21 protein-coding genes are annotated in these 21151 nt (G+C 45.4%); 13 read left to right on the forward strand and 8 right to left on the reverse strand.

Annotated elements, in window-relative coordinates; translation table 11 throughout:
* Positions 1-52 precede the first annotated feature (52 nt).
* A complete protein-coding gene (radA, locus tag EXU85_RS23715; RefSeq protein WP_142774464.1) occupies positions 53-1438 on the reverse strand; it encodes a DNA repair protein RadA in 1386 nt (461 codons plus the stop codon).
* Between the two features lie 239 nt (positions 1439-1677).
* Between radA and EXU85_RS23720 the strand changes: the two genes are divergently transcribed.
* Positions 1678-2349 (forward strand): porin family protein, encoded by a 672-nt coding sequence (locus tag EXU85_RS23720; RefSeq protein ID WP_142774465.1) that lies wholly within the window; start codon positions 1678-1680, stop codon positions 2347-2349.
* Between the two features lie 132 nt (positions 2350-2481).
* Here the strand turns inward: EXU85_RS23720 and EXU85_RS23725 are convergent, their stop codons facing one another.
* Together EXU85_RS23725 and EXU85_RS23730 are read right to left on the reverse strand one after the other, a co-directional pair.
* Positions 2482-2901: a LytTR family DNA-binding domain-containing protein gene (locus tag EXU85_RS23725; protein WP_142774466.1), complete on the reverse strand. Its 420-nt coding sequence runs from the start codon at positions 2899-2901 to the stop codon at positions 2482-2484.
* Between the two features lie 253 nt (positions 2902-3154).
* A complete protein-coding gene (locus EXU85_RS23730; RefSeq protein WP_142774467.1) occupies positions 3155-3586 on the reverse strand; it encodes a LytTR family DNA-binding domain-containing protein in 432 nt (143 codons plus the stop codon).
* 368 nt (positions 3587-3954) lie between these two features.
* Here EXU85_RS23730 and pheS point away from each other — a divergent pair, with 368 nt between their 5' ends.
* The 7 genes from pheS to EXU85_RS23765 all read left to right on the forward strand — a co-directional run bounded on the left by pheS (position 3955) and on the right by EXU85_RS23765 (position 10778).
* Positions 3955-4998, forward strand: a complete 1044-nt coding sequence (gene pheS / locus EXU85_RS23735; RefSeq protein ID WP_142774468.1) for a phenylalanine--tRNA ligase subunit alpha — start codon at positions 3955-3957, stop codon at positions 4996-4998.
* Positions 4999-5098: 100 nt separating this feature from the next.
* Entirely contained in the window at positions 5099-6298 is a 1200-nt protein-coding gene (locus EXU85_RS23740; RefSeq protein ID WP_142774469.1) for an exodeoxyribonuclease VII large subunit, read from the forward strand.
* Positions 6299-6342: 44 nt separating this feature from the next.
* Positions 6343-6531 carry an exodeoxyribonuclease VII small subunit gene (xseB, locus tag EXU85_RS23745; RefSeq protein WP_142774470.1) on the forward strand — a complete coding sequence of 63 codons (189 nt, stop codon included), beginning with the start codon at positions 6343-6345 and terminating at the stop codon, positions 6529-6531.
* Positions 6532-6683: 152 nt separating this feature from the next.
* Positions 6684-8015, forward strand: coding sequence for an OmpA family protein (locus EXU85_RS23750; RefSeq protein WP_142774471.1), 1332 nt, complete (start codon positions 6684-6686; stop codon positions 8013-8015).
* A 181-nt stretch (positions 8016-8196) separates the two neighbouring features.
* Entirely contained in the window at positions 8197-9279 is a 1083-nt protein-coding gene (locus EXU85_RS23755) for an SDR family oxidoreductase (RefSeq protein WP_142774472.1), read from the forward strand.
* Positions 9280-9372: 93 nt separating this feature from the next.
* Positions 9373-10323 (forward strand): tryptophan-rich sensory protein, encoded by a 951-nt coding sequence (locus EXU85_RS23760; protein WP_142774473.1) that lies wholly within the window; start codon positions 9373-9375, stop codon positions 10321-10323.
* A 122-nt stretch (positions 10324-10445) separates the two neighbouring features.
* Positions 10446-10778: a transposase gene (locus EXU85_RS23765; RefSeq protein ID WP_371731939.1), complete on the forward strand. Its 333-nt coding sequence runs from the start codon at positions 10446-10448 to the stop codon at positions 10776-10778.
* Positions 10779-11172: 394 nt separating this feature from the next.
* Here EXU85_RS23765 and EXU85_RS23770 read toward each other — a convergent pair whose 3' ends face one another.
* On the reverse strand, positions 11173-11520 hold the full coding sequence (locus EXU85_RS23770) for a hypothetical protein (protein ID WP_142774474.1): 348 nt from the start codon (positions 11518-11520) through the stop codon (positions 11173-11175).
* Positions 11521-11712: 192 nt separating this feature from the next.
* Between EXU85_RS23770 and clpB the strand changes: the two genes are divergently transcribed.
* Together clpB and EXU85_RS23780 are read left to right on the forward strand one after the other, a co-directional pair.
* Positions 11713-14337 (forward strand): ATP-dependent chaperone ClpB, encoded by a 2625-nt coding sequence (gene clpB, locus EXU85_RS23775; RefSeq protein ID WP_142774475.1) that lies wholly within the window; start codon positions 11713-11715, stop codon positions 14335-14337.
* A 62-nt stretch (positions 14338-14399) separates the two neighbouring features.
* Entirely contained in the window at positions 14400-15380 is a 981-nt protein-coding gene (locus EXU85_RS23780) for a DUF4238 domain-containing protein (protein ID WP_142774476.1), read from the forward strand.
* Between the two features lie 153 nt (positions 15381-15533).
* Here EXU85_RS23780 and EXU85_RS23785 read toward each other — a convergent pair whose 3' ends face one another.
* Entirely contained in the window at positions 15534-15926 is a 393-nt protein-coding gene (locus tag EXU85_RS23785) for a hypothetical protein (RefSeq protein ID WP_168207856.1), read from the reverse strand.
* Between the two features lie 133 nt (positions 15927-16059).
* Between EXU85_RS23785 and EXU85_RS35475 the strand changes: the two genes are divergently transcribed.
* The 3 genes from EXU85_RS35475 (at position 16060) to EXU85_RS23795 (ending at position 17203) form a co-directional block, all read left to right on the forward strand.
* Complete coding sequence (locus tag EXU85_RS35475; protein WP_168207857.1) at positions 16060-16218, forward strand: hypothetical protein; 159 nt, start codon at positions 16060-16062, stop codon at positions 16216-16218.
* 100 nt (positions 16219-16318) lie between these two features.
* Positions 16319-16762: a hypothetical protein gene (locus tag EXU85_RS23790; protein WP_142774478.1), complete on the forward strand. Its 444-nt coding sequence runs from the start codon at positions 16319-16321 to the stop codon at positions 16760-16762.
* A 216-nt stretch (positions 16763-16978) separates the two neighbouring features.
* On the forward strand, positions 16979-17203 hold the full coding sequence (locus EXU85_RS23795) for a hypothetical protein (RefSeq protein ID WP_142774479.1): 225 nt from the start codon (positions 16979-16981) through the stop codon (positions 17201-17203).
* 89 nt (positions 17204-17292) lie between these two features.
* Here EXU85_RS23795 and EXU85_RS23800 read toward each other — a convergent pair whose 3' ends face one another.
* The 3 genes from EXU85_RS23800 to EXU85_RS23810 form a co-directional block, all read right to left on the reverse strand.
* The gene (locus EXU85_RS23800) at positions 17293-18012 is read right to left on the reverse strand and encodes a Bax inhibitor-1/YccA family protein (protein ID WP_142774480.1); all 720 of its coding nucleotides are present in this window, start codon (positions 18010-18012) and stop codon (positions 17293-17295) included.
* Between the two features lie 76 nt (positions 18013-18088).
* A complete protein-coding gene (locus tag EXU85_RS23805; RefSeq protein ID WP_142774481.1) occupies positions 18089-20068 on the reverse strand; it encodes a hypothetical protein in 1980 nt (659 codons plus the stop codon).
* Positions 20069-20172: 104 nt separating this feature from the next.
* Positions 20173-20937 (reverse strand): M48 family metallopeptidase, encoded by a 765-nt coding sequence (locus tag EXU85_RS23810; protein WP_142774482.1) that lies wholly within the window; start codon positions 20935-20937, stop codon positions 20173-20175.
* Positions 20938-21151: the final 214 nt, after the last annotated feature.

The following is a 21151-nucleotide window of genomic DNA, read 5'->3' on the forward strand; positions in this document are numbered from 1 at the left end:
CTATGACTAATCGCATATCCAGTTTCTATTTTCGTCAAATGTACTAAAAACCTCAAATCAAAACCCCCTGAAATACCTCATCTAGTCTCGATACAGGCCTGATATGAATTTTGTATCCCTTGGTATCCAGGCCCTTCATGTTGTATTTGGAAATAAACATCTGTTTAAAGCCCAGTTTTTCGGCTTCAGCAATGCGGGATTCTATCCTGCTCACTGCTCGCACTTCGCCCCCAAGACCAACTTCAGCCGCAAAGGCCACCGATGGCGGAATGGCAATGTCTTCGTAACTCGATACAATAGCCGCGCAAACGGCCAGATCAATGGCCGGGTCTTCCACACGTAAACCACCTGCTATGTTCAGGAAAACGTCCTGCTGACCAAGCCGAAACCCACCTCGTTTTTCCAGGACAGCCAGCAGCATATTCAAGCGTTTAGCATCAAAGCCTGTACTACTACGTTGCGGTGTGCCATAGTTGGCCACGCTTACAAGGGCCTGGGTTTCAATCATGAGAGGGCGATTCCCTTCCAGCATTGAGCCAATCGTGACGCCACTTAGTGCTTCATCACGTTGCGAAATCAGAATTTCGGATGGGTTAGTAACTTGGCGTAGGCCACTACCCAGCATTTCATAAATACCTAATTCGTCGGTGCTTCCAAAACGGTTTTTAGTGGTTCGTAGAATTCGGTATGTGGTGTGTCGGTCGCCCTCGAAAGTCAGTACAGTATCGACCATGTGTTCCAGCACTTTCGGGCCGGCCAGGGACCCCTCTTTGGTAATATGGCCAATCATGAACACCGGCACACCTGATTCTTTGGCATATTTCATAAACTCAGCCGTGCATTCACGAACCTGCGAGACACTGCCTGCCCCCGATTCCACCAATGACGATTGCATGGTCTGAATCGAGTCAATAATCAGGACTTCGGGCTCAAAATGCTCTACCACCCGAAAGATATTTTGGGTAGAGGTTTCCGTCATCACATGGCAATCGCTGGTAGGTGCATCCAGGCGTTCGGCCCGCATTTTTATCTGCTGCTCACTCTCCTCACCCGACACGTAAAGTACACGCATGCCCGCTAAGCTGAGCGCAATTTGAAGTAACAGTGTAGATTTCCCGATACCAGGTTCTCCACCAATGAGCACCAGTGAGCCTGCCACAATACCTCCACCGAGTACACGGTTCAGTTCAAGATCAGTCGTCCGAACACGCGGCTGTTCTTCATAATTAATGGCATGGATTGCTTTCGGCTTAGCTGCAATTTTAAGTCCGCCTGGGCCAGATGAGGGACTTCGCCAGCCGCCTTTCTCGGGTTCATCTTTCTGAACGAGCTCCTCCACAATTGTATTCCACTCACCACAGACTGGGCAGCGACCCATCCATTTAGCAGACTGATGCCCGCAACTCTGACAGAAATAAGTAGTCTTTAATTTAGCCATTTTATCAGTTAACAGAAAGCAAGAGAGCGCATTTCAGCAAACCGCATCAGCAATTCTACTTGTGACCGGTTAAACCTTTTTGCTAACCTTTTATCCAACCCGCATTAGGAAAAATACGGACACTTTTTTGCGGATAACTGCTCACTTTATCAACGCCGTTTGCTCGAAAATAGTTGGCTTTCTGTACCGTATTGGCCCAATTTCCGTTTAACAATCAATACTATAATTTACAACCATCTATGAAAAAAATCCTGCTTTTCGCTGCATTAACGTTTCTGCCTGCTTTGGTATTTGCCCAGGGCTTCCAGATTGGCATCAAAGGAGGGGTCAACCTCTCCAAGCTTACTTTTGGCGATTTCGTTTCAACAGGCACAAATACCAATGGATCACCCAATGTTAGCGTTGATGGTCAAACGTTTCGAAATAATTTACAGGCCAGTCTAGACAGCAAAATGGGTACATCTTTCGGGATATACATGCGTTTTGGCCGTAATTTATTCATACAACCCGAGCTTTTATACTCTACCCGGTCGGGTTCATTTAGTGTCATTCGAAATGGACAAACCGAAATATCGACGGTGAAAACAACCAGTTTCGATGTGCCTTTACTGCTGGGCATTAAAGGTGGTCCCATCCGAATTGTTGCTGGTCCGGTAGCTTCGTTTCGAATTAACGATAATCAGAAGTTAGGCGATGCGCTGAGTCAGTATACGAAGGGGTCATTGAATGACGCCTGGGCACAGGCTTATTATGGATATCAGGTAGGTGGTGGGCTGGACATCGGCTCGTTTGGGCTCGATGTTCGCTATCAGGGGAATATCTCAGATATTGCCGAAATTAAAGACAGTGGTGCCAAATTCAGTCAGGGTATGAAGTCGTGGCAAATTACACTTGCCTATCGGCTCTTTTAAAGTTAGTTCAGTAAGTAAAGAAGGTGTAGTAAGTGAAATAAGTCGATAAGCTAATGCGTAATCTCGCGTTATACTTACCAACTTATTTCACTTACTACACCTTCTTTACTTACTGAACTAATCGACTAACTCTTAATTATATAGCCGCTGCCAGTATTGGGCAAGTTGTACAGAAATATCTTTCATACGTCGACGCGAAATAGCCACCTCACGCCCATCAGCTAAGCGTACCTGACGATCCCGGTTGAAGATGCTCCGTTGTACATAAGCCAGATTGACGATATATGATTTGTGAATACGCAGGAACATGGCTCCGTCCAGCGTTTTTTCAAATTCTTTAAGCGTTTTCGATACTAAAAATCGTTTCCGATCACGGGTATGCAAAAATGTGTAGTTGCCCTCTCCCTGAAGACATAAAATATCGTCTACAGAAATAAAGATTGTCCGATTCAGGTAAGGCAATGCAATGCGCTGAGCACTACGTTGATAAGAAGATGGAAAATGAGGAACAACCGAAAGTGGCTGAGCGGGTGAGAAAATTTTGGCTTCCATGGTAAAGAGTAGTTTTGGTTCGGCTTTTTAGCTCCTGATTGATGAAACAAAACTACTTTACGCCCACTGGTTCAAAAAAAATAGCCTGATCAACAAGGGCCAACAAAAGCTGTCAACCAGTTGCTAATCAGACCATTACGAAGATAATTCGTATACTCTTTGAGTGAATTTACCCACCCTATTGCGTAAAACTACGTACTTGGCACGTGTGTGATTTTGCGCGACAATTTTCGGAAAAACCCCACCACTTCAATTAAACCAACGCTACGGGCTGAAAACTCCGGATTCGATCGATGAACATCTGTGCCCGCCGACGAGAAATTTTCACTTGCTGACCATCAGTCAATTCAAGTTCCCCTTCTTTCTTCACAAAAAACTTACGGACAAAACCAAGGTTTACAATGCATGATTTATGTACCCGAACAAATGCCTGACCATCTAATAAGGTTTCATATTCTTTAAGCGTGCGCGAGACCAGCATTTTTGTACCATCTTTCAGAAAAAATTTGGTATAGTTACCACACCCTTCCAATCGCACAATTTCATCAACAGATACTGTGCGTTTACGATCATAAAATGGGATGAGCAATTTCTGTAAACAGGCTGAATCGGCAATTTTTTCCACACTATTGTGGAAAGGCATAGACAGTGTATCAAAAATGGAGTCGTTAGCGAATGCGTTCATAATCGTTTGGTTATGTGATTGATTAGTAGTAGTTATGGGTTGATATTCAGTTATTTACTCTACCGATCCACATACCGGATTTACTGATTATCATGTATTCCCCATGGAATCAATCTACAAGAATCAGTCCTACTTAGTTAACTGTATCCATATAAATCGCTCCAGTATTATAACTGATTAATATTCAGTATAATTTTACCGTTTACTCAACAAATATAAAATAAATTCGTTACTCTATTTCCAAATTATAACCAGTCAGGGTTTGAGGTATCCGCTGGCTATACAAATCAGAGTCTTACCCAACAGATTCGTATGCTCTTCTCAGTTTTGCCTACCTTTGTGCCAGCGAATAGGGAAACGAGTTGCGTATGCTGGATAAAGTAAAAGATCTCCACCTCGAGATTGACCAATACAACATTACGTCGCCGGAACAATTAGAACAGTTCCGAATGCGATTTATCAGCCGTAAGGGTGTTATTACGGAGTTGTTTGAACAACTCAAAAGTGTTCCACAAGCAGACCGGCGAACTGTTGGTCAGGAATTGAATGGCCTGAAAAACCTGGCTCAGGAGCGATTTGACGCTTTTAGCCAGCTAATTGATGAGCAGCGAACAGCCGCCAACAGTGCTCCACCTGTTGATCTGACGCTACCAACCATTCCTAATCTGACCGGTACACAGCATCCACTCAGCCTGGTTCGGCAGCGGATAATTCAGATTTTTGAACGGATTGGTTTCAACGTTGCCGACGGCCCCGAGATCGAATCGGACTGGTACAACTTTGGCGCACTTAACTTCCCTGACAATCACCCGGCCCGCGATATGCAGGATACGTTCTTTGTCGAGAAAGCAACTTCTGGCGAAACCTCGGCCGATATGCTCCTACGAACGCATACCTCCAACGTACAGATTCGGCTGATGGAGCGACAGAAACCTCCCATCCGATCTATTATGCCGGGGCGCGTTTATCGGAACGAAACCATTTCGGCACGGGCCCACTGCATGTTCCATCAGGTGGAAGGTATCTACATTGATCGCAACGTCGGTTTTAAAGACTTGAAAGATACCCTCTATCATTTTGTAAAGGAGCTATTCGAGCCCGGAACGCAGATTCGTTTCCGTCCGTCGTACTTCCCATTTACGGAGCCCAGTGCAGAAATTGACATTTCGTGTCAGATTTGCGGGGGCAAAGGGTGTAACATCTGTAAGCACTCGGGCTGGGTCGAAATTGCCGGATCGGGTATGGTTGATCCACAGGTAATTGCCAATTGTGGAATTGACCCCGAAGAATATACCGGCTTCGCTTTCGGAATGGGTATCGAGCGTATTACGCAATTGAAATACGTTGTGAATGACCTACGACTTTATACCGAAAACGACGTACGGTTCCTGCGCCAGTTTGAAGGACTTTAACTGAAGGAGGAAAGGGAGGTGGGGGAAGAAGGGGAGAAAAGGAATATAACATTCACCCATTCCTCCCTTTCTTCCCCTTCCTCCCTTTCCTCCCCCTTTTATGTCTCCCATCCGCCTTTCTGATTTAGCGTTTACACTCGAAGCCGTTATAGACGAAGCGTTCGGGCAGAAAGCCGTTTGGGTGGTAGCCGAAACGAGTGACATCAAGAATTACCCCGACCGGGGCTACTGTTTTCTGACACTGGTAGAGCGGGAATCGGCCGGACGCGAGACGCTGGCTAAACTCGATGCCTGTATCTGGCGTAGAAACTACCACACCATCGGTGCTTTTGAGCAGGCAACGGGCGTGGCTTTCGCCCGTAATATTCAGCTCTTATTGCTGGTATCGGTGAGTTTTAGTCCGGTGTATGGGTTGCGGCTGGAGATTCTAAAAATTGATCCATCTTATACGCTCGGGAATCTTGAACGTGAACGACAGGCTGTTCTTGACTCGCTGGTACAGAATCATCCCGAACTTATCTGGATCGAAGCCGGTCACTATATAACCGCTAATCAGTTGGTAGCGCGGCCGATTGTCATGCAACGACTCGCCTTGATTACCGCTCCCAATTCGGATGGATGGCGTGATTTTAGGCACGAGTTGGCGCAGAACCCATTTGGCTATGATTTTGTCGTTGATGAGTTTCTGACGCAAGTGCAGGGGCAAGGAGCCGAACGTGCTATTTGCGGACAATTGGAGCGCATTCGCAGCAGTGGTATCGCCTACGATGCGGTTGTGATTGTGCGAGGTGGCGGTTCTCAATTGGATTTCGGTTCCTTCGATACATACCTGATGGGCGAAACAGTAGCTGGTTTCCCCATTCCCATTCTAGCCGGGATTGGCCATGAACGCAACGTCAGCATTACGGATTTGCTTTGCCATCAAAGTGTAAAAACGCCTACGAAAGCAGCCGCGTTTCTTATTGAACATAACCGACAATTTGAAGCAACCTGCCTGCAACTGCACGAACGATTAAGGGTAGTTGCCCGCGAAGCCATGCAAACGGCTCGGGAAAATTTAGATCGTGAAACGGAACGACTTCGCTTTGCCGGTCATACATATTTCCGGGAACGCCACACAGATTTGACTGAGAAAGCCGTTACCCTACGACACCTCGACCCGTCTAATGTTCTTCGTCGTGGCTATGCGCTTTTGCTCCGGAACGGTCGGATACTGACACAAACCTCTGGTATTCAATCCAACGAAACCCTGCAGGTGCAACTACATGACGGAAGTATTCAGGTAGTAGTGAGCGGATAGTAGCCACTTTCATCTAACTACTCTTGATTAACGACTGACTACTTATGACTTACCAGGAAGCTTACGACCAACTAACTACGCTGGTTGATGAAATAGAAAATGATGAAGTGCCACTCGATGAGCTACCAGGTAAAATCAGACTGGCCGCCGAGTTGATTGCGTTCTGTCAGGAGCGGTTGCGTGCCGTCGAGACGGAGTATCAGGAAGTTATAGAACGGTTACCCAAGCGATAAATCGGGATTTTATTATTCGGCCATGTGCGAGCTTTGCTAATCCTTGCCTAATTTTATCCCCTGTGTGAATCCCACTGGTACTACTATGCCCGGGTAAGGTTGTGATGTAAGAATTAGTACCCATTTACTGCCTGATTGAGTCTGTTGATTATATGAATTTATTTGCCAATCTAACGAATGTATTAAACTCGGACGTTCTGTCGCGTATTGCTACGTATATTGACGAACCCGCCGAAAAAACCAGTAAAGCCATTAATGGGCTCGTCTACACCATTGTGGGTGGACTGATGAAACGCACAACCAGCGAAATTGGCGTTAATCAGCTCTATAATCATATCCAAAAAGGACGATACGACGGTACTCTGACAGAGAATTTAACAACTGTATTACGCGATCCGGCCCTGACCAATACGCTTATTACGCAAGGTAACGACGTGATCAGCCACTTACTGCCTGCCATGAAAAGCTCAATTGGCAGTATGATCTCAGGCTATGCTGGTATTCGTAACTCGTCGGCCATTGCCCTATTGGGCTTAACGACTACCATTGTGCTCCATGTGCTGGGCAAGCAGGTAAAAGACCAAAAATTAGATGCCGATGGGCTAGCTACTTCGCTGTTTAGCGAACGGGATGCATTTGTCAATGCAGTGCCCGACGATTTTATGCCCCAGTTGGTTGAGAAAGTAGGGCTCCATCAGGTTGTTGCTGGGCTGGCTATGCCTGCACGACGATCAACCACTGAATCATCAGGCCGCTCAACCACTACTGCGACCCGTCCAGTCATTAGTTACGAAGCACCCGATGATTCTGACTCTGAAAATGAAACACTAACGAAATGGGGTGTAGGTGCATTAATAGCCGTAGCACTGGCTGTTGGTGGTTATTATCTGTATCAGAATACCCAAAAATATTCGGACGGACAGGAGGAAGCCCGTGATGTTACCACCGTTACGACCGATACCATTCAGGCAGATACTGTTGCACGATCACTGGCAGTTCCTAAAGAACCAACCGTCAAAACGGCCCCCAAGTCAACTTCTGCCACCGCTACAACCAGCCTGGCAGGTGTTACACCCGTTATGTCTACCAGCGCTTTAACGCAACAAATGGCACCTTATCTGGGCAATGCGGCACTACCTAAAGGTCGTGTATTTCCACTCACAGGCATAACATTCCAGCCCGGTTCGTTATCAATGACGGCCAGTGGGCAGGCAACGGTTGGGGAATTAGCCACTATTCTGAAAACATACCCCCGTTTGCAGGTACAACTTGTAGGCTATGCCAATGATGCGAAAGGTGATTTAACTAATAAGAGCCTGTCGTTCAAGCGAGTCAATCAGATCAAGCAGCAATTAATGTCGTCGGGCATTGATTTTGTTCGCATTGATGCCATTGGCCGCGGAACGGGCGTAGCTAAAAACGATACATCAGGTATTGCGAAGCCAACGCTACGAAAAATTGACCTGAAAGTGGTGGTTAAATAATACTGCATTCCAATCGTCGACATAAACATAAAAAAGCCTTTCCAGTAGTCCTGGAAAGGCTTTTTTATGCCCTGTAATTTTTCAGCTTATGACCCAGATCGTTCAGAAATCTGCACATTTTCTCTAAACAACTTCTGATAGTGACAGTTCATACCCTTTAGTAACGAACCAACTACGTGTTATGAACACAGGAACAGGAAAAACCGCTCTGATTACAGGTGCCTCTAGTGGTATCGGTCAGGAACTCGCCAAACTGTTTGCACAGGACGGCTATAATTTAGTACTCGTATCTCGCAGCGACGACAAGCTGGATCGCCTTGCCGAAGTCTTCAAAAGTAATTACGGTACGCAGCAGATCACGGTCATCGGTAAAGACCTGGCTACGGAAGATGCCGCTCAGGATGTTTACAATCAGGTTAAGGCAAAAGACATTACGGTCGATGTGTTGGTCAACGATGCCGGGGTTGGGCTGTATGGTCTCTTTGCCACCGACACCGACTGGGAACGAGAGAAGGCAATGATTCACCTCAACGTGCTGACATTGACTCAGATGACGAAGCTGTTTTTATACGATATGCTCGCGCGAAACGAAGGTAAGATTCTGAATCTGGCCTCCTTACTCTCCATTACGCCTACCCCACTCATGGCCGTTTATGCGGGAACCAAAGCCTACGTCTACAACTTTACGCAGTCACTTATTAATGAGGTGAAAGACACTAACGTGACGATTACGGCCTTATTGCCTAACGCTACGGACACCGACTTCTTCCATAAGGCTGGCGCTGAAAATACCAAAGTAACGGATGAAGTTCAGGACCCCGTTATGGTAGCTAAAGCAGGCTATGATGCACTCATGGCGGGTAAATCTAAAGCCATTCCAGGGGGCCTGAAGAATAAGTCGTATGAAGTAATGTCTTACGTTGCTCCACAAGAAGCTCTGGCGGCTGTTATGCGTGGTAAGATGGCGCAAAAGCCTGAACCAGAAGAAAAAGAACCCACCATTTCCCTGGCCTGGGGCATTGGATTTGGTATAGCCGTAGTGGCAGGCATTGCCCTGACCATCGGTTATAAAAACACCAGCGATTTTCAGAAAGCCCGTTATCGGTACAAAGCTAAATCGGCAGGGAACGCAATATCCGATACGCTGTCGTCTGTTTTGGATACAGTTGTTGAAACTGTTGCTGATGCGTACCAGAACACGAAGGCTAAGGCGGAAAAGATTGTTGCAAAAACGGAGGATGTTGAAGAGGAAGTAGCTGCCTAATTTTTTTGACAGGGTTTAGGGGATGAGCAGGATTGAATTCTAGAGAAAAATTCTGTTTTATCCCCTAAATCCTGTCGTGAAAACAATTCTGTCATGAAAAACTCATCATTTTGGCGAATTGCCACTGCTGCCCTTGCCGTTGGCAGTATCATCTACACGACCGTATCGAGCAATCGGTCACGGCAGGAAAGTAAAGAACGCAAAGAATCTGAACAGGGTGGTCTAGCCTATGAGTATGATGTTCCGGAAGAATACGAACGCGTTTTCGAGAAAAACATGATCGTTCCGGACGGCTGGACTTTTGGTGTTGTCTGGTCAACGATCTATTCTGGCCTGACCGCAATGATGGTTCACCAAGCCCTTCCTTCGCAGGAGCACAACCCACGTTACCAGAAAGCTTTGCCCTGGTGGTGGACCAGTTGGGCGCTCAACGCTATTTTTGGCCGGTTCTTTTCTCAGAATGACCCACGAAGCATTGTTATTTCCGACCTCACAACGAAGTTTAACTTACCAGCGGCTTTAGCCTTACACCAAAGCCTGGAAATCGGTAAAACGGACGTTCCCTCGCCCGAAAAATACCTTCGTATTCCGGTAAGTCTATATGCGGGCTGGCTCACAGCCGCCACAGTAGTTGGTACGCCTAATACCATATTAACGTTGAACGCCTGGAAGCCTGACGAAGAACGCGACGAACCGGTAGCAGCGGGTATCCTGGCCGCTACCGCGGGGGCGGGTTACCTCATTGCCCGGCGACTTAACGATCCCTGGTATATGGTACCGTTCGTAGCTGGTTTTACTGGTATTGCCACCCGCGATTGGCAGAAACAACCTGTTGTAGGCTGGACAGCCGCTATTTTGGCCGCAGCCTATGCTGGTTTGCTGACCTACTGGCTTCCACAAGGCAAGTTTCATGAGTATGACAACGGTGTCATCTACGATGCAGAAGCCGAAGTACTGGCAGGGCCCGTTGAAACGAAAGAACCTTATCAAGCCCAAATTGCCCGAGAGCGCATGAAGCCAATCGAAGCTGAAGGGCTGGATTAAGTAGAAAAGCCGCCTTGTAATCACAGGGCGGCTTTTTTGTTAAACGTTGCTAATGGAGCCATGCCATATGATGCTTTTTTCTAGCAGACTCGCCTAATCAATCCAACATAACAGATTGATAAATGGCAAATACGTACACACAATTATACGCTCAACTTATCTTCGCAATAAAAGGCCGCCAAAACCTGATTGCTTGCGCACACAAAGCGGAACTACATCAATACATAACCGGCATCGTACAAAAACGAGAGCAAAAACTACTGGCTATTAATGCGATGCCGGATCACATTCATTGCTTCATTGGTTTTGCACCTTCACTTACGCTTTCAGATTTGGTTCGCGATATAAAATCGTCATCATCAGGTTTTATCAAAGAGAAAGGGTGGTGTAAGCAATCGCTTGGCAAGAAGGTTATGGTGCATTTACCTATGGACAATCACAGGTTCACGATGTGATTCAATATGGGTTAAATCAGGAAGAACACCACCGAAAACGTACCTTTCAAGATGAATATCTGGCATTTTGAAAGCGTTTCGAGGTGCAGTATGATCTGAAATATGTATTCGACTTTTACGCTCAGTCGGATAATATCAAGCCCAAAGAGTGATTCAACTGATCACACTAGAGCCCTACGATGGTTACCTATCAATAATAGAATTCTTATTATAAAGCCCTGTTAGGGGCGACCTATCAATAGCAACGCCCTTAACCATACATTTTCAAAGCCCTGTAGGGGCGGCCTAACTAGTTTCGCATTTTTAGGTCGCCCCTACAGGGCTTTACTGGATTTAACGTCTTGGTGTGCTATTGACAGGCCGCCCCTAACAGGGCTTTGCTTTGATCAACATTTTACTCGAGGTATCTATATAAACCATATCCAACCAAAGCCAATCCTAATAAAACGGTAAGAATTGCATTAAAACCAGTACTAGTTCTATCATTAAAAACAATAGTTACTGGGTCTTCGGGATCATACCAGATTGAAATTTTATCTCCTTTCTTTAAGTTAGTTAGCCCTCCTTTCAATTTCCCTGCGACCCATTGATCTTTCTCGTTTTGATAACAAACTGTCGTTACTGTCTGAGAATGAATAGAAATTGGCCCAATCCAAAATCGAAAATCAGGTTTCTCAACAGAAAAGACATCAGCTTCTACTACTTTGCCAAATCTCTTTAAACGAGTTATTGCTTGATACATCCGACCACCAGTGTATAATGCAATTAGGCCGATAATGGTACACCAAAACATATTCAGTACTATTTACGACATTCTGACACAATGAAAAGCAGAAATCACGCAATTTCCGCCAAAATGTCCGAAAAACCACCTCGGCCCGTGATTTGTTATTAAGTAGTCATCCAGTAAAACACCCTAATCCTCTCAACAGTCATGGACTTTAAAAATTACACCATAAAAGCACAGGAGGTCGTACAGAAGGCGTCGGAGATTGCCCTCGGTAACGGCCAGCAAGGTATCGAAACGGGACATCTGCTTCAGGCTATTCTGTCGGAAGACGAAAACGTAGTTGGTTTCATTGCGAAAAAGACTGGGATCAATCTACAAAATACAAATGCGGCTCTACAAGCTATTCTGACCACCTATCCCAAAGTTTCGGGAGGCAACGGCAGCGTGTACCTGAGCAACGATACGGCCGCGGCCCTGGCCAAAGCCAGCAGCTATACCAAAGAATTTGGCGACGAGTTTGTGAGCGTCGAACTGATGCTGTTAGGACTAATGGGCGGCAAAGATCAAATTGCAACCTTATTAAAAGATGCCGGTTTCAACGAAAAACAAACGAAAGCGGCTATCAACGAACTTAGAAAAGGAAACTCGGTGAAAGACCAAAACGCAGAAGCGAAGTATCAATCTCTGGAACGTTTCAGTATCAACCTGAACGAACGTGCCCGCACGGGTAAAATTGACCCGGTGATTGGCCGTGACGAAGAAATCCGGCGGGTGCTGCAAATCCTGAGCCGCCGAACCAAGAATAACCCAATTCTGCTCGGCGAACCGGGCGTTGGTAAAACCGCCATTGTGGAAGGACTTGCCCAACGGATCGTATCGGGCGACGTTCCTGAAAACCTGAAAACTAAAACCATCGTCTCGCTCGACATGGGCTTGCTAATTGCGGGTGCCAAGTATAAAGGCGAGTTTGAAGAACGTTTGAAAGCCGTTATCAAAGAAGTAACGGATTCGGATGGACAAATTATTCTGTTCATCGATGAAATTCACACACTCATTGGCGCGGGTGCCGGTGGCGAAGGAGCCATGGATGCGGCAAACCTGCTCAAACCTGCTCTGTCTCGCGGGGAACTGCATACGATTGGTGCGACTACGCTGAAAGAGTATCAGAAATACATTGAGAAAGATAAAGCGCTGGAACGTCGGTTTCAGGCTGTTATGGTCGATGAGCCCGACATGCCTGATGCTATTTCGATCCTGCGAGGTATCAAAGAGAAATACGAATTGCACCACGGGGTCCGAATCAAAGACGATGCCGTAATTGCCGCTGTTGAACTTTCGACGCGCTACATCACGGACCGTTTTCTACCGGACAAAGCTATTGACCTGATGGACGAGGCAGCTGCCAAACTCCGCCTGGAGATGGACTCCGTACCCGAAGAACTCGATGAACTGAACCGACGCATCATGCAGTTGGAAATTGAGCGGGAAGCTATCCGTCGCGAGAACGACAAGGAAAAGGAAACCGTACTCAACAAACAGATCGAAGATCTTAGTGAACAACGAAATAGTCTGAAAGCCAAATGGGAAACCGAAAAAGCATCGGTCAACGAAGGAAGAACGCTGAAAGAAGAGCTTGACAAACTGAAGCTGGAAGCTGACCAGGCCGAACGCTCGGGCGATTATGGCAAAGTAGCCGAAATTCGCTACGGCCGTATTCCCGAAATTGAGAATAAGCTAAATTCCCTGGCTAAAGAAGGTTCTGATAAAGACTCATCGGATCGGATGATGCAGGAAGAAGTGACTGCCGATGATATCGCCGAAGTAGTGGCAAAATGGACCGGCATTCCGGTTTCTAAAATGCTGCAAAGCGACCGGGAGAAGTTGCTCAACCTGGAAAAAGAACTTGGCAAACGCGTAGCCGGACAAGCTGAAGCGATTGAAGTCGTGGCCGATGCGGTTCGTCGGAGCCGGGCTGGCATGCAGGACCCGAAACGACCTATTGGTTCGTTTATCTTCCTCGGTACTACAGGCGTTGGTAAAACCGAAGTGGCCCGGACGCTGGCCGAGTACTTGTTCAACGATGAGAACGCCCTTGTGCGGATTGATATGTCGGAATACCAGGAACGCCACGCCGTTAGCCGACTGATTGGTGCTCCTCCGGGATACGTGGGCTACGACGAAGGGGGGCAGTTGACTGAAGCTGTTCGTCGGAAACCCTACTCGGTAGTGTTGCTTGACGAAATTGAAAAAGCCCACCCCGACGTTTGGAACATCCTGTTGCAAGTGCTCGACGAAGGCCGCCTGACCGACAACAAAGGCCGTGTAGCGAACTTCAAGAACACGATCATCATCATGACCTCCAATATCGGTAGTCACCTGATTCAGGAGAAGTTTGCCGAGGACGAAGGCTGGAACCACTCGCTGGTGTTGGAAGAAGCGAAATCGGCCGTGCTGGAGTTGCTTCGGCAGACCATTCGCCCCGAGTTCCTGAACCGGATTGATGAAATCGTAATGTTTGAGCCGCTGACGAAAGCCAACATCCGCAAGATTGTGGACATTCAGTTCCGGGGCATTAAGCAACGACTCGCCGAAAACGGCATCCAGCTCGACGCTACCGACGAAGCGCTGACCAAGATTGGCGAAGAAGGTTTCGACCCACAATTTGGTGCCCGTCCGCTGAAACGCGTGTTACAACGCCGGGTGCTCAACGAACTCTCGAAGAGCATACTGTCGGGCGAAGTCAAGAAAGATTCCGTTGTATTGATGGAGTTGAACAACGACGGCGAGATTGCCTTTACGAACCTTGACGCGCACATTGAGAATTTATAATTGATTGATTTTCAGAAGCCCGGTTACTGCGAAGTGGCCGGGCTTTTTTTGTATATTTGAGTATGGCAAAGAAAAAAGGGCAGAGTCAGCATATTGTCCCAAAAGTATATTTAGAAGGCTTCACAAAACAAAATGGCAAATTTTTCAAATTGAGGATTGATTTAGATAAACGACCTAACCCAAGAGAATTCCACCCTTCTCAAGTTTGCTACCGGCCAGACTATTATAAATTTGAGAACAATTCTTTTCTTACCAAATACAAGATTAACGATTTGAATATTCTCGAAAATTACGGATTTCTCTACGAAAATACACTGGGGAATATCATAGAAAAAATTAGCAGTGCTCCTTGCTTGTCATTTGAAGATGTCTCTATTTTATCCGAAGCTTTATTAGACATTAAGTTAAGGAATGATTATTTCAGAAAATCAATTTATAATACTGAGCATGTTGGACAAGTATTTGATAAAGTAGTTGAAGAGCTTATAATTGCAGAAGATAAAATAAATCCATTACTTCAAGCAGGCAATATTACTTTTGATCGCTTTATTGAAATCAAGGAAAAAATCAAAGAAAATATAGTACCAAATGCGTCTTATCAAAAAGACCTACATAACAGTTCTATATTACAAAACAAAATAGCCCATAACTCTGTAAGACAAGACATTATAAATAAAATAACCAGAGCAAACTGGATTGTATTAGAAACAACTATGAACCATCAATTCATAACATCTGATAATCCAGGTTTTTGTATGGATAGCTCTAGTCATATTCATAACACAAAATTTGGAGAAGATTTCGCCTTCTTTTTCCCATTAAATCCATATAAAACTTTACTAATATCATCATTCGTAAAAGAAGAAAATTCATCCCACACATCTAGCGTAAAAAATTTAAAATACATTTTAGTCAACCAAGATTGGGTAAAGGGTATAAACCAAGGTATTATGCATATGGCTGTTAGAGAAATTTACGCAGCTCACGAACAATCACTATTAACAACATGGTACTCGATAAATAAACCTTTTTTATCAATATAGCATTTTCTAATTTTATATGTAAAGTATTATGGTTGTAGAGATAAGGGCAAAGGGAGGCATTTTTAAGCTATTCATAGCCAACTTGATAAAATGACACTAAGTTATCAACAAGCAACTAAATCGTATGATGGTTTTTACAACAATATCACTCATCTAGCCTGTGGAATCTAAACGTTTCCTTTCTGTCCAGAAACAGGTTTGAATTCGTTCAGTTCTCACGTTGTTACCTAAATGACGGATGCTCTGCAATTGCCCATTAAGGAATAAAGCCTCAAACTCGAAATACGCATAGGTCTCGTCACGAACAGAAGTATAAAAGTTAATAGTACCATTCGCGTCGGAAATACGGAAGCGCTCGTCAAGGGGATTTATGATCCAATCTTCGTCTGAGAAATCAGGGCCCGGTGTCATTTCTAGATAACCATCTTCGGTTATGTAATAATCGGTCAAATCACGGTTTAGTGATTTAGTCTGAAAGCCTTCATTACCAATCAGCCGATTTCGCTCCTCTTCTGCCAAAGGGAGCAGCGTCAAATTGACGTGCATATAATCGAACATGCCCATACTTTGTCACCTTTTTTCGTAATTTAGAAAAAATAGCAAGATGAGTCGCTCTAAACGCAAAGCCTCTATTCTAGGGATCACTATCGACAGGACAAACAATCTACAAACCGACGTTATGAAACAGATAGTAGCCGATCAAGAAAAATACGAAATCGAGAAGTCGACCAAGGCAAGATTACTTACTGAATTAAAAGAAGCTGTTCAAGAACTAAAAGCCGTTGAGCAAGGAACTAAACAAGCTCGGCCTTTAGCTGATCTGCTCAATGAGTTATAAAATCCTAATATAGAAAAAAGAACAAGAGAGATACAATAATCTGAAATATATTGACTTAACATCCCATTTGAGGTATATTGCGGGACTTACAACACCGTATATGAATCTGCCGCGTTATGAAGTCAGGGCCTCAACTGACCGTTTAAATTACATGTTTGTAAGTGAAGGGCCTAAAGGTCGCATTCTGAAAGTTATTTCTTATTCATATTTGGAAGACCTTGAGGTTTGGAATTTGGGCTTTGGCGACTACAACATATTAACCGACGAGATTGATGATCAAATTGTTTCTAACAATGGAGACGGGCGTAAAATACTAACTACTGTTGCCTTCACATTGAATGAGTTTTTTGCTACTCAACCAAGCGCAGTTGTCTTTTTTACAGGTAGCACAAGTAGACGAACGAAAGTTTATGGGCGAGCTATTAGTAGCTATTGGAAAGACATTTCGGATCAGTTTCTTGTTGAAGGAGTAAATTCATACGGAGTATCCGAGCCATTTCAACAAGATAAATTGTACGCCGGTTTTCAAATACGTCAGCGATAGTGTATTTTTATTAAAAAGCAAAATAGATCATGCGAAACTCACCTAAGCCGCTTGAAGTCAAACCAAGTACAGTCTTACTAATAGACGAAACATTAGATGTCCGCTTTGGCAATCGTATTCTATTCCCCAAAAAGATAAAAAAAGCACGCCAAATTCTCGGCCAGAAAAAACAAGTACCCAGAGATGAATAGCTCTTACTAATCAACTTGTTCTCACATGAGTCGTTCACTTCGCAAAACACCTATTCTGGGAATCACTACCGCGAGCACTGAAAAGCAAGACAAACGGTGGGCAAACCGACGGTTACGACGCATAAACCGTGTTCGTATTCGGAAAGCTGATGAACCTGCCCGGCTACGTGAAGTCAGTAATGTTTGGGATTTCAAAAAAGACGGAAAAATGTATTATTTGAGTCCATTAGCGGCTTGGTTACGCAATTGAAGAAGATTTTTTTCTCAGATCTCCCAAACCCCATCAAACAAAAAAGCACTCCTCCCGAAGTGCTTTTTTCATTTACCAAAAACTCCACTCTACCGTCGGCGCCCGAACAGGCGTAGCATGTAGAGAAACATATTGATGAAATCCAGGTAGAGCCGTAGCGCCCCCATGATGGCTCCTTTACGCTCTTCGTCGGTACCAGCATTGCCGATAACATTCATTTCCTTGATCTTCTGGGTGTCGTAGGCGGTCAAGCCAACAAAGATCAGTACACCGGCATAGGTCGCGATCCAATACAGCGTTTCGTTCTGCCAGAAAATATTTACGACCGAGGCAATGATCAGTCCAATGAGGGCCATCATTAGAAAACCACCCATTGAGGTCAGATCACGTTTGGTGAAATAACCAAAGGCACTCATGGATCCAAATGTCCCGGCTGTGACAAAGAACGTCGAGGCTATTGACCCACCGGTATAGAGCATAAAAATCGACGCCAGCGTCAGTCCATTCATAACGGCGTAACCCAGAAACATGGCCGTTGCGGTTCGTGCCGATACCCGTTGCACTGCCGCCGATAGCGAGATAACCAATAACACTTCGCCAATGAGCAAGGCATAAAAAACCAGCCGATTGCCAAAAATGAGCTCCAGTACGGCGGGGGTGCTGGCTACCCAAACAGAGACTGAAGCTGTAACAAGCAGGGCAACGGTCATCCAACCGTAAACTTGTGTCATGAAAGCAGCCTGCTCTCGTTTCACTTGATCGGCTGTCAGAAAAGGGTGCTGGCGTTCAGGGTAGGATTGTGATTCCATTAGAGTAAATAGTTTTGACGTCCGAAAGAAAGCTAATGAACAGATCAGATGCAACTAAGTGACTAAGAGGGCCTATTTACAACCCGTTAATAATCCGGGCATACACATTATTGGCAGTATTACCATCATATCCTTTTGTTGCATCATCACTGATGTTCACCGTAATAGTGGATGTACTACCCGAGTTCGCACTCGTACGGGTGACGCTAAAGCCCAATGCAACCTTGCCCCCTGCTCCAATAAACTGATTGGCCTTCATGACTAAAGAGAGTTGCCGGTTTGCCAGCGAACTCGTCACTGACCAGTTTGAATTATCGATCGCTACCGGATTCTCTGTCCCACCCAACACATTGATACGGGTACTGGACGGGTCAAAGGAGATCGTATAGCCAGCGGGAGCGGTGATGGTTATGGCTACATTGCTCATGGTTGTTGGCAATCCGGCTACCTCAAAGAGGTTGACGACCAGATTGGCTACACTACCTGTTGCCGCAAAATTAGCCTGCGGCAAAACCAGTGTAGGCGTTAAATCTGTACCGGCCAGGGCTAAACTAGCTGTATTGGAACAACCAGTACTGCTCGTAACCGTTACCGAATAAATACCCGATGCGTTGACAATAGCCGTACCAGACGTAGGATTCTGGCTCACCAAACCAGGGCCTCCAAACGCATAGGACGTGCCGCCCCCTGCCGTCAGTGTAACACTCGTTAAGGTACCACTCAGCGGGCCATTGTCTTTCAAGGTGGCTGTAGGTAACGCGTTGAGCGCAATCACGATCCCATCGCTTTTAACCGATGGTTTATTACTCACCACCCGGACTAAATACCCAAATTTTGTTGAATAATATCCGGTCGGTATTTTTCCGGTTATGGTAGTTCCATTGGTGCCATTACCGCTTGCCAGCGTTGTGGCCATGCCGAAGCTATCGACAAGTTGTAGGCTGAACGTATTATCTGGCTCAAAGTTGCCACTTACGGTAAACGACGCATCAATTGTATTTCCAGGACAAACACTAGTAGTACTCACACTATTTAACGTGATAACAGGGGTACTTGCTGGAAACTGAATCTCCGCATTATACACCGAATTTGCCCCGTTGCGAAAATACGCATTCTGAACATCATACAGTGGCATCCACTTATAGACGACAACCGAGTTGTACGTAGCTTTAACCAGAAAATTGCAATATTCTATATTCCAGGGGAATCCACTGGATAGTGGATAATAGGGATTTCTTGAGAATGAATAAATCCCGTTTGGGTTAGTTATGACTGTATAAATTGCGTTCCCAGTAACGGCATTAGAATACCAATTGACAGTATATATATCCAGTTGTACATTTCTTAGCGGTTTTCCCTGCGAGTCAATAGCCTTTATACCAATTGAGTTAGGGAATGCATCTGTTATCCAGGTATCTCCAACAATAGGATCTCCTCCCGTAGCGTTCAATAAATTTGTCGTATGCTCATCCCAGACAACATTGCCATAGGGATAATTCATGATCGAGTTTACGGCCGCAAATGAAGTGCCATTCACCGGATTCTTTTGAGCGTCTACCTGTAACGCATAGATATCAATTGCCCCGCGGGCGTGCCCAAATTCATGCGTTAAACCATCAGTAGCTGTCTGCGCAAAAGGCCCATCGAAATAATCCCATTTCCAGTTGTGGTAGATAGTCTGACTACTACCATACCACCCTCCTCCTGAGGTAATATCCGAAAACCCATTAATCACAATGCCGTACATATATCTGGGGTGCGGCCTGGCAATTTCGTCACCTACTGCACCGTCAAACACATATACAGAATCGACCCGAAAGTTATAGATACCGTTGAAGTTAGGCGAGCTGTTAAAATTGGCGTTGATGGTAGCCAACTGCTCGTTTACAATCTGGGTGATCGTCTTCGAATACGCAAGTTGATATAAATCGGCAGTACGTTTCTCTACAGCTACTACCACACTAAACGTCCAGGTTGGTTTGGCAAAGAGCGGGTTGCCACCCTGTATGGCAACCCCAAACATAGTTAAGAGCAGGTAACGTAGAAAAAGAGCCATAAGTGGAGTATGTATATAAACGAGCTGTTAAAATAGCTCCGTAAACTACCCTCCATTTATAGGATTTACGTATGACTTACCTCAACGAAGTGGCTGATCTTTCTCTACCGGGCCAGTCCATCCCGACGGGCCCGGTCACGCACGCGTTGCGCTCTGGCCTGACTGTCGGGGTGTGATGACAGGAATGTTGGCCCTCCCTGCCCGCCACTCAGTTTGGCTAATTTCTCAAAGGATGTCGCCAGGGCCAAAACGTTATAGCCATAGCGTTTCAGAAACCCATAGCTGTAATCATCGGCTTCGGTTTCCTGCTGGCGACTAAACTTGGCACCCAGCAGACCGTCAGCAATATCGCCTAATTGTGATCGGGATAGCTCCCCTAATTTACCCGATGTTGAACCCACGGCATCCCGTACGGCGGAGCGCCGGAGGGCACTTTTCATACCATCGCGCGTATCATGGTTGACAACATGGCCGATTTCATGTCCCATGACAGCCAGTAACTCATTATCGGTCATGATGTCCATCAGGCCCTTAAAAACACGCACACTGCCGTCGGCTGTTGCAAACGCATTAACATCAGCCACTTTATAGACTTTATAATTGACGGGAATTCCACTAATCGTATGATGGCGGCTAACAATTTTATTTAGTCGTACTGTATAGGGATCATTGGCAGCGGCTACTGGATTTTTAGCATCCATTTCGACAATCGCCTGCCGCGAAAGTTCAGCAACCTGGGCATCAGACAGGGTAGCCGAACCAATAGCTTCCATAAGTGCCTGCATCAATCCCTGATTGGCATTCGTTTGAGCCTGGCTTACTCCAGCAAGCCCAACTACCAAAAATAGTGTGATGATAATACGTTTCATAAGTTGAGTTATTTAGTGAATGCATGTAAATAGTATGCAAAAGGATTTAACTATTGACTCTTTTCTAGACAAAAAGTTTATCAAATGATTAATTTCACCTATCCGATTCGCTCAATTGACTGAAAATAGACAGGCATCCAGCTTCTGAACACCCTGATTTTTCTTCAGATTTGTCTAAAGACAATTCGTTTGGCAATTTTACTTCCCAAAGGAG

It is taken from the genome of Spirosoma sp. KCTC 42546 (genome assembly GCF_006965485.1).
In the GTDB taxonomy this organism is placed as follows: Bacteria; Bacteroidota; Bacteroidia; order Cytophagales; family Spirosomataceae; genus Spirosoma.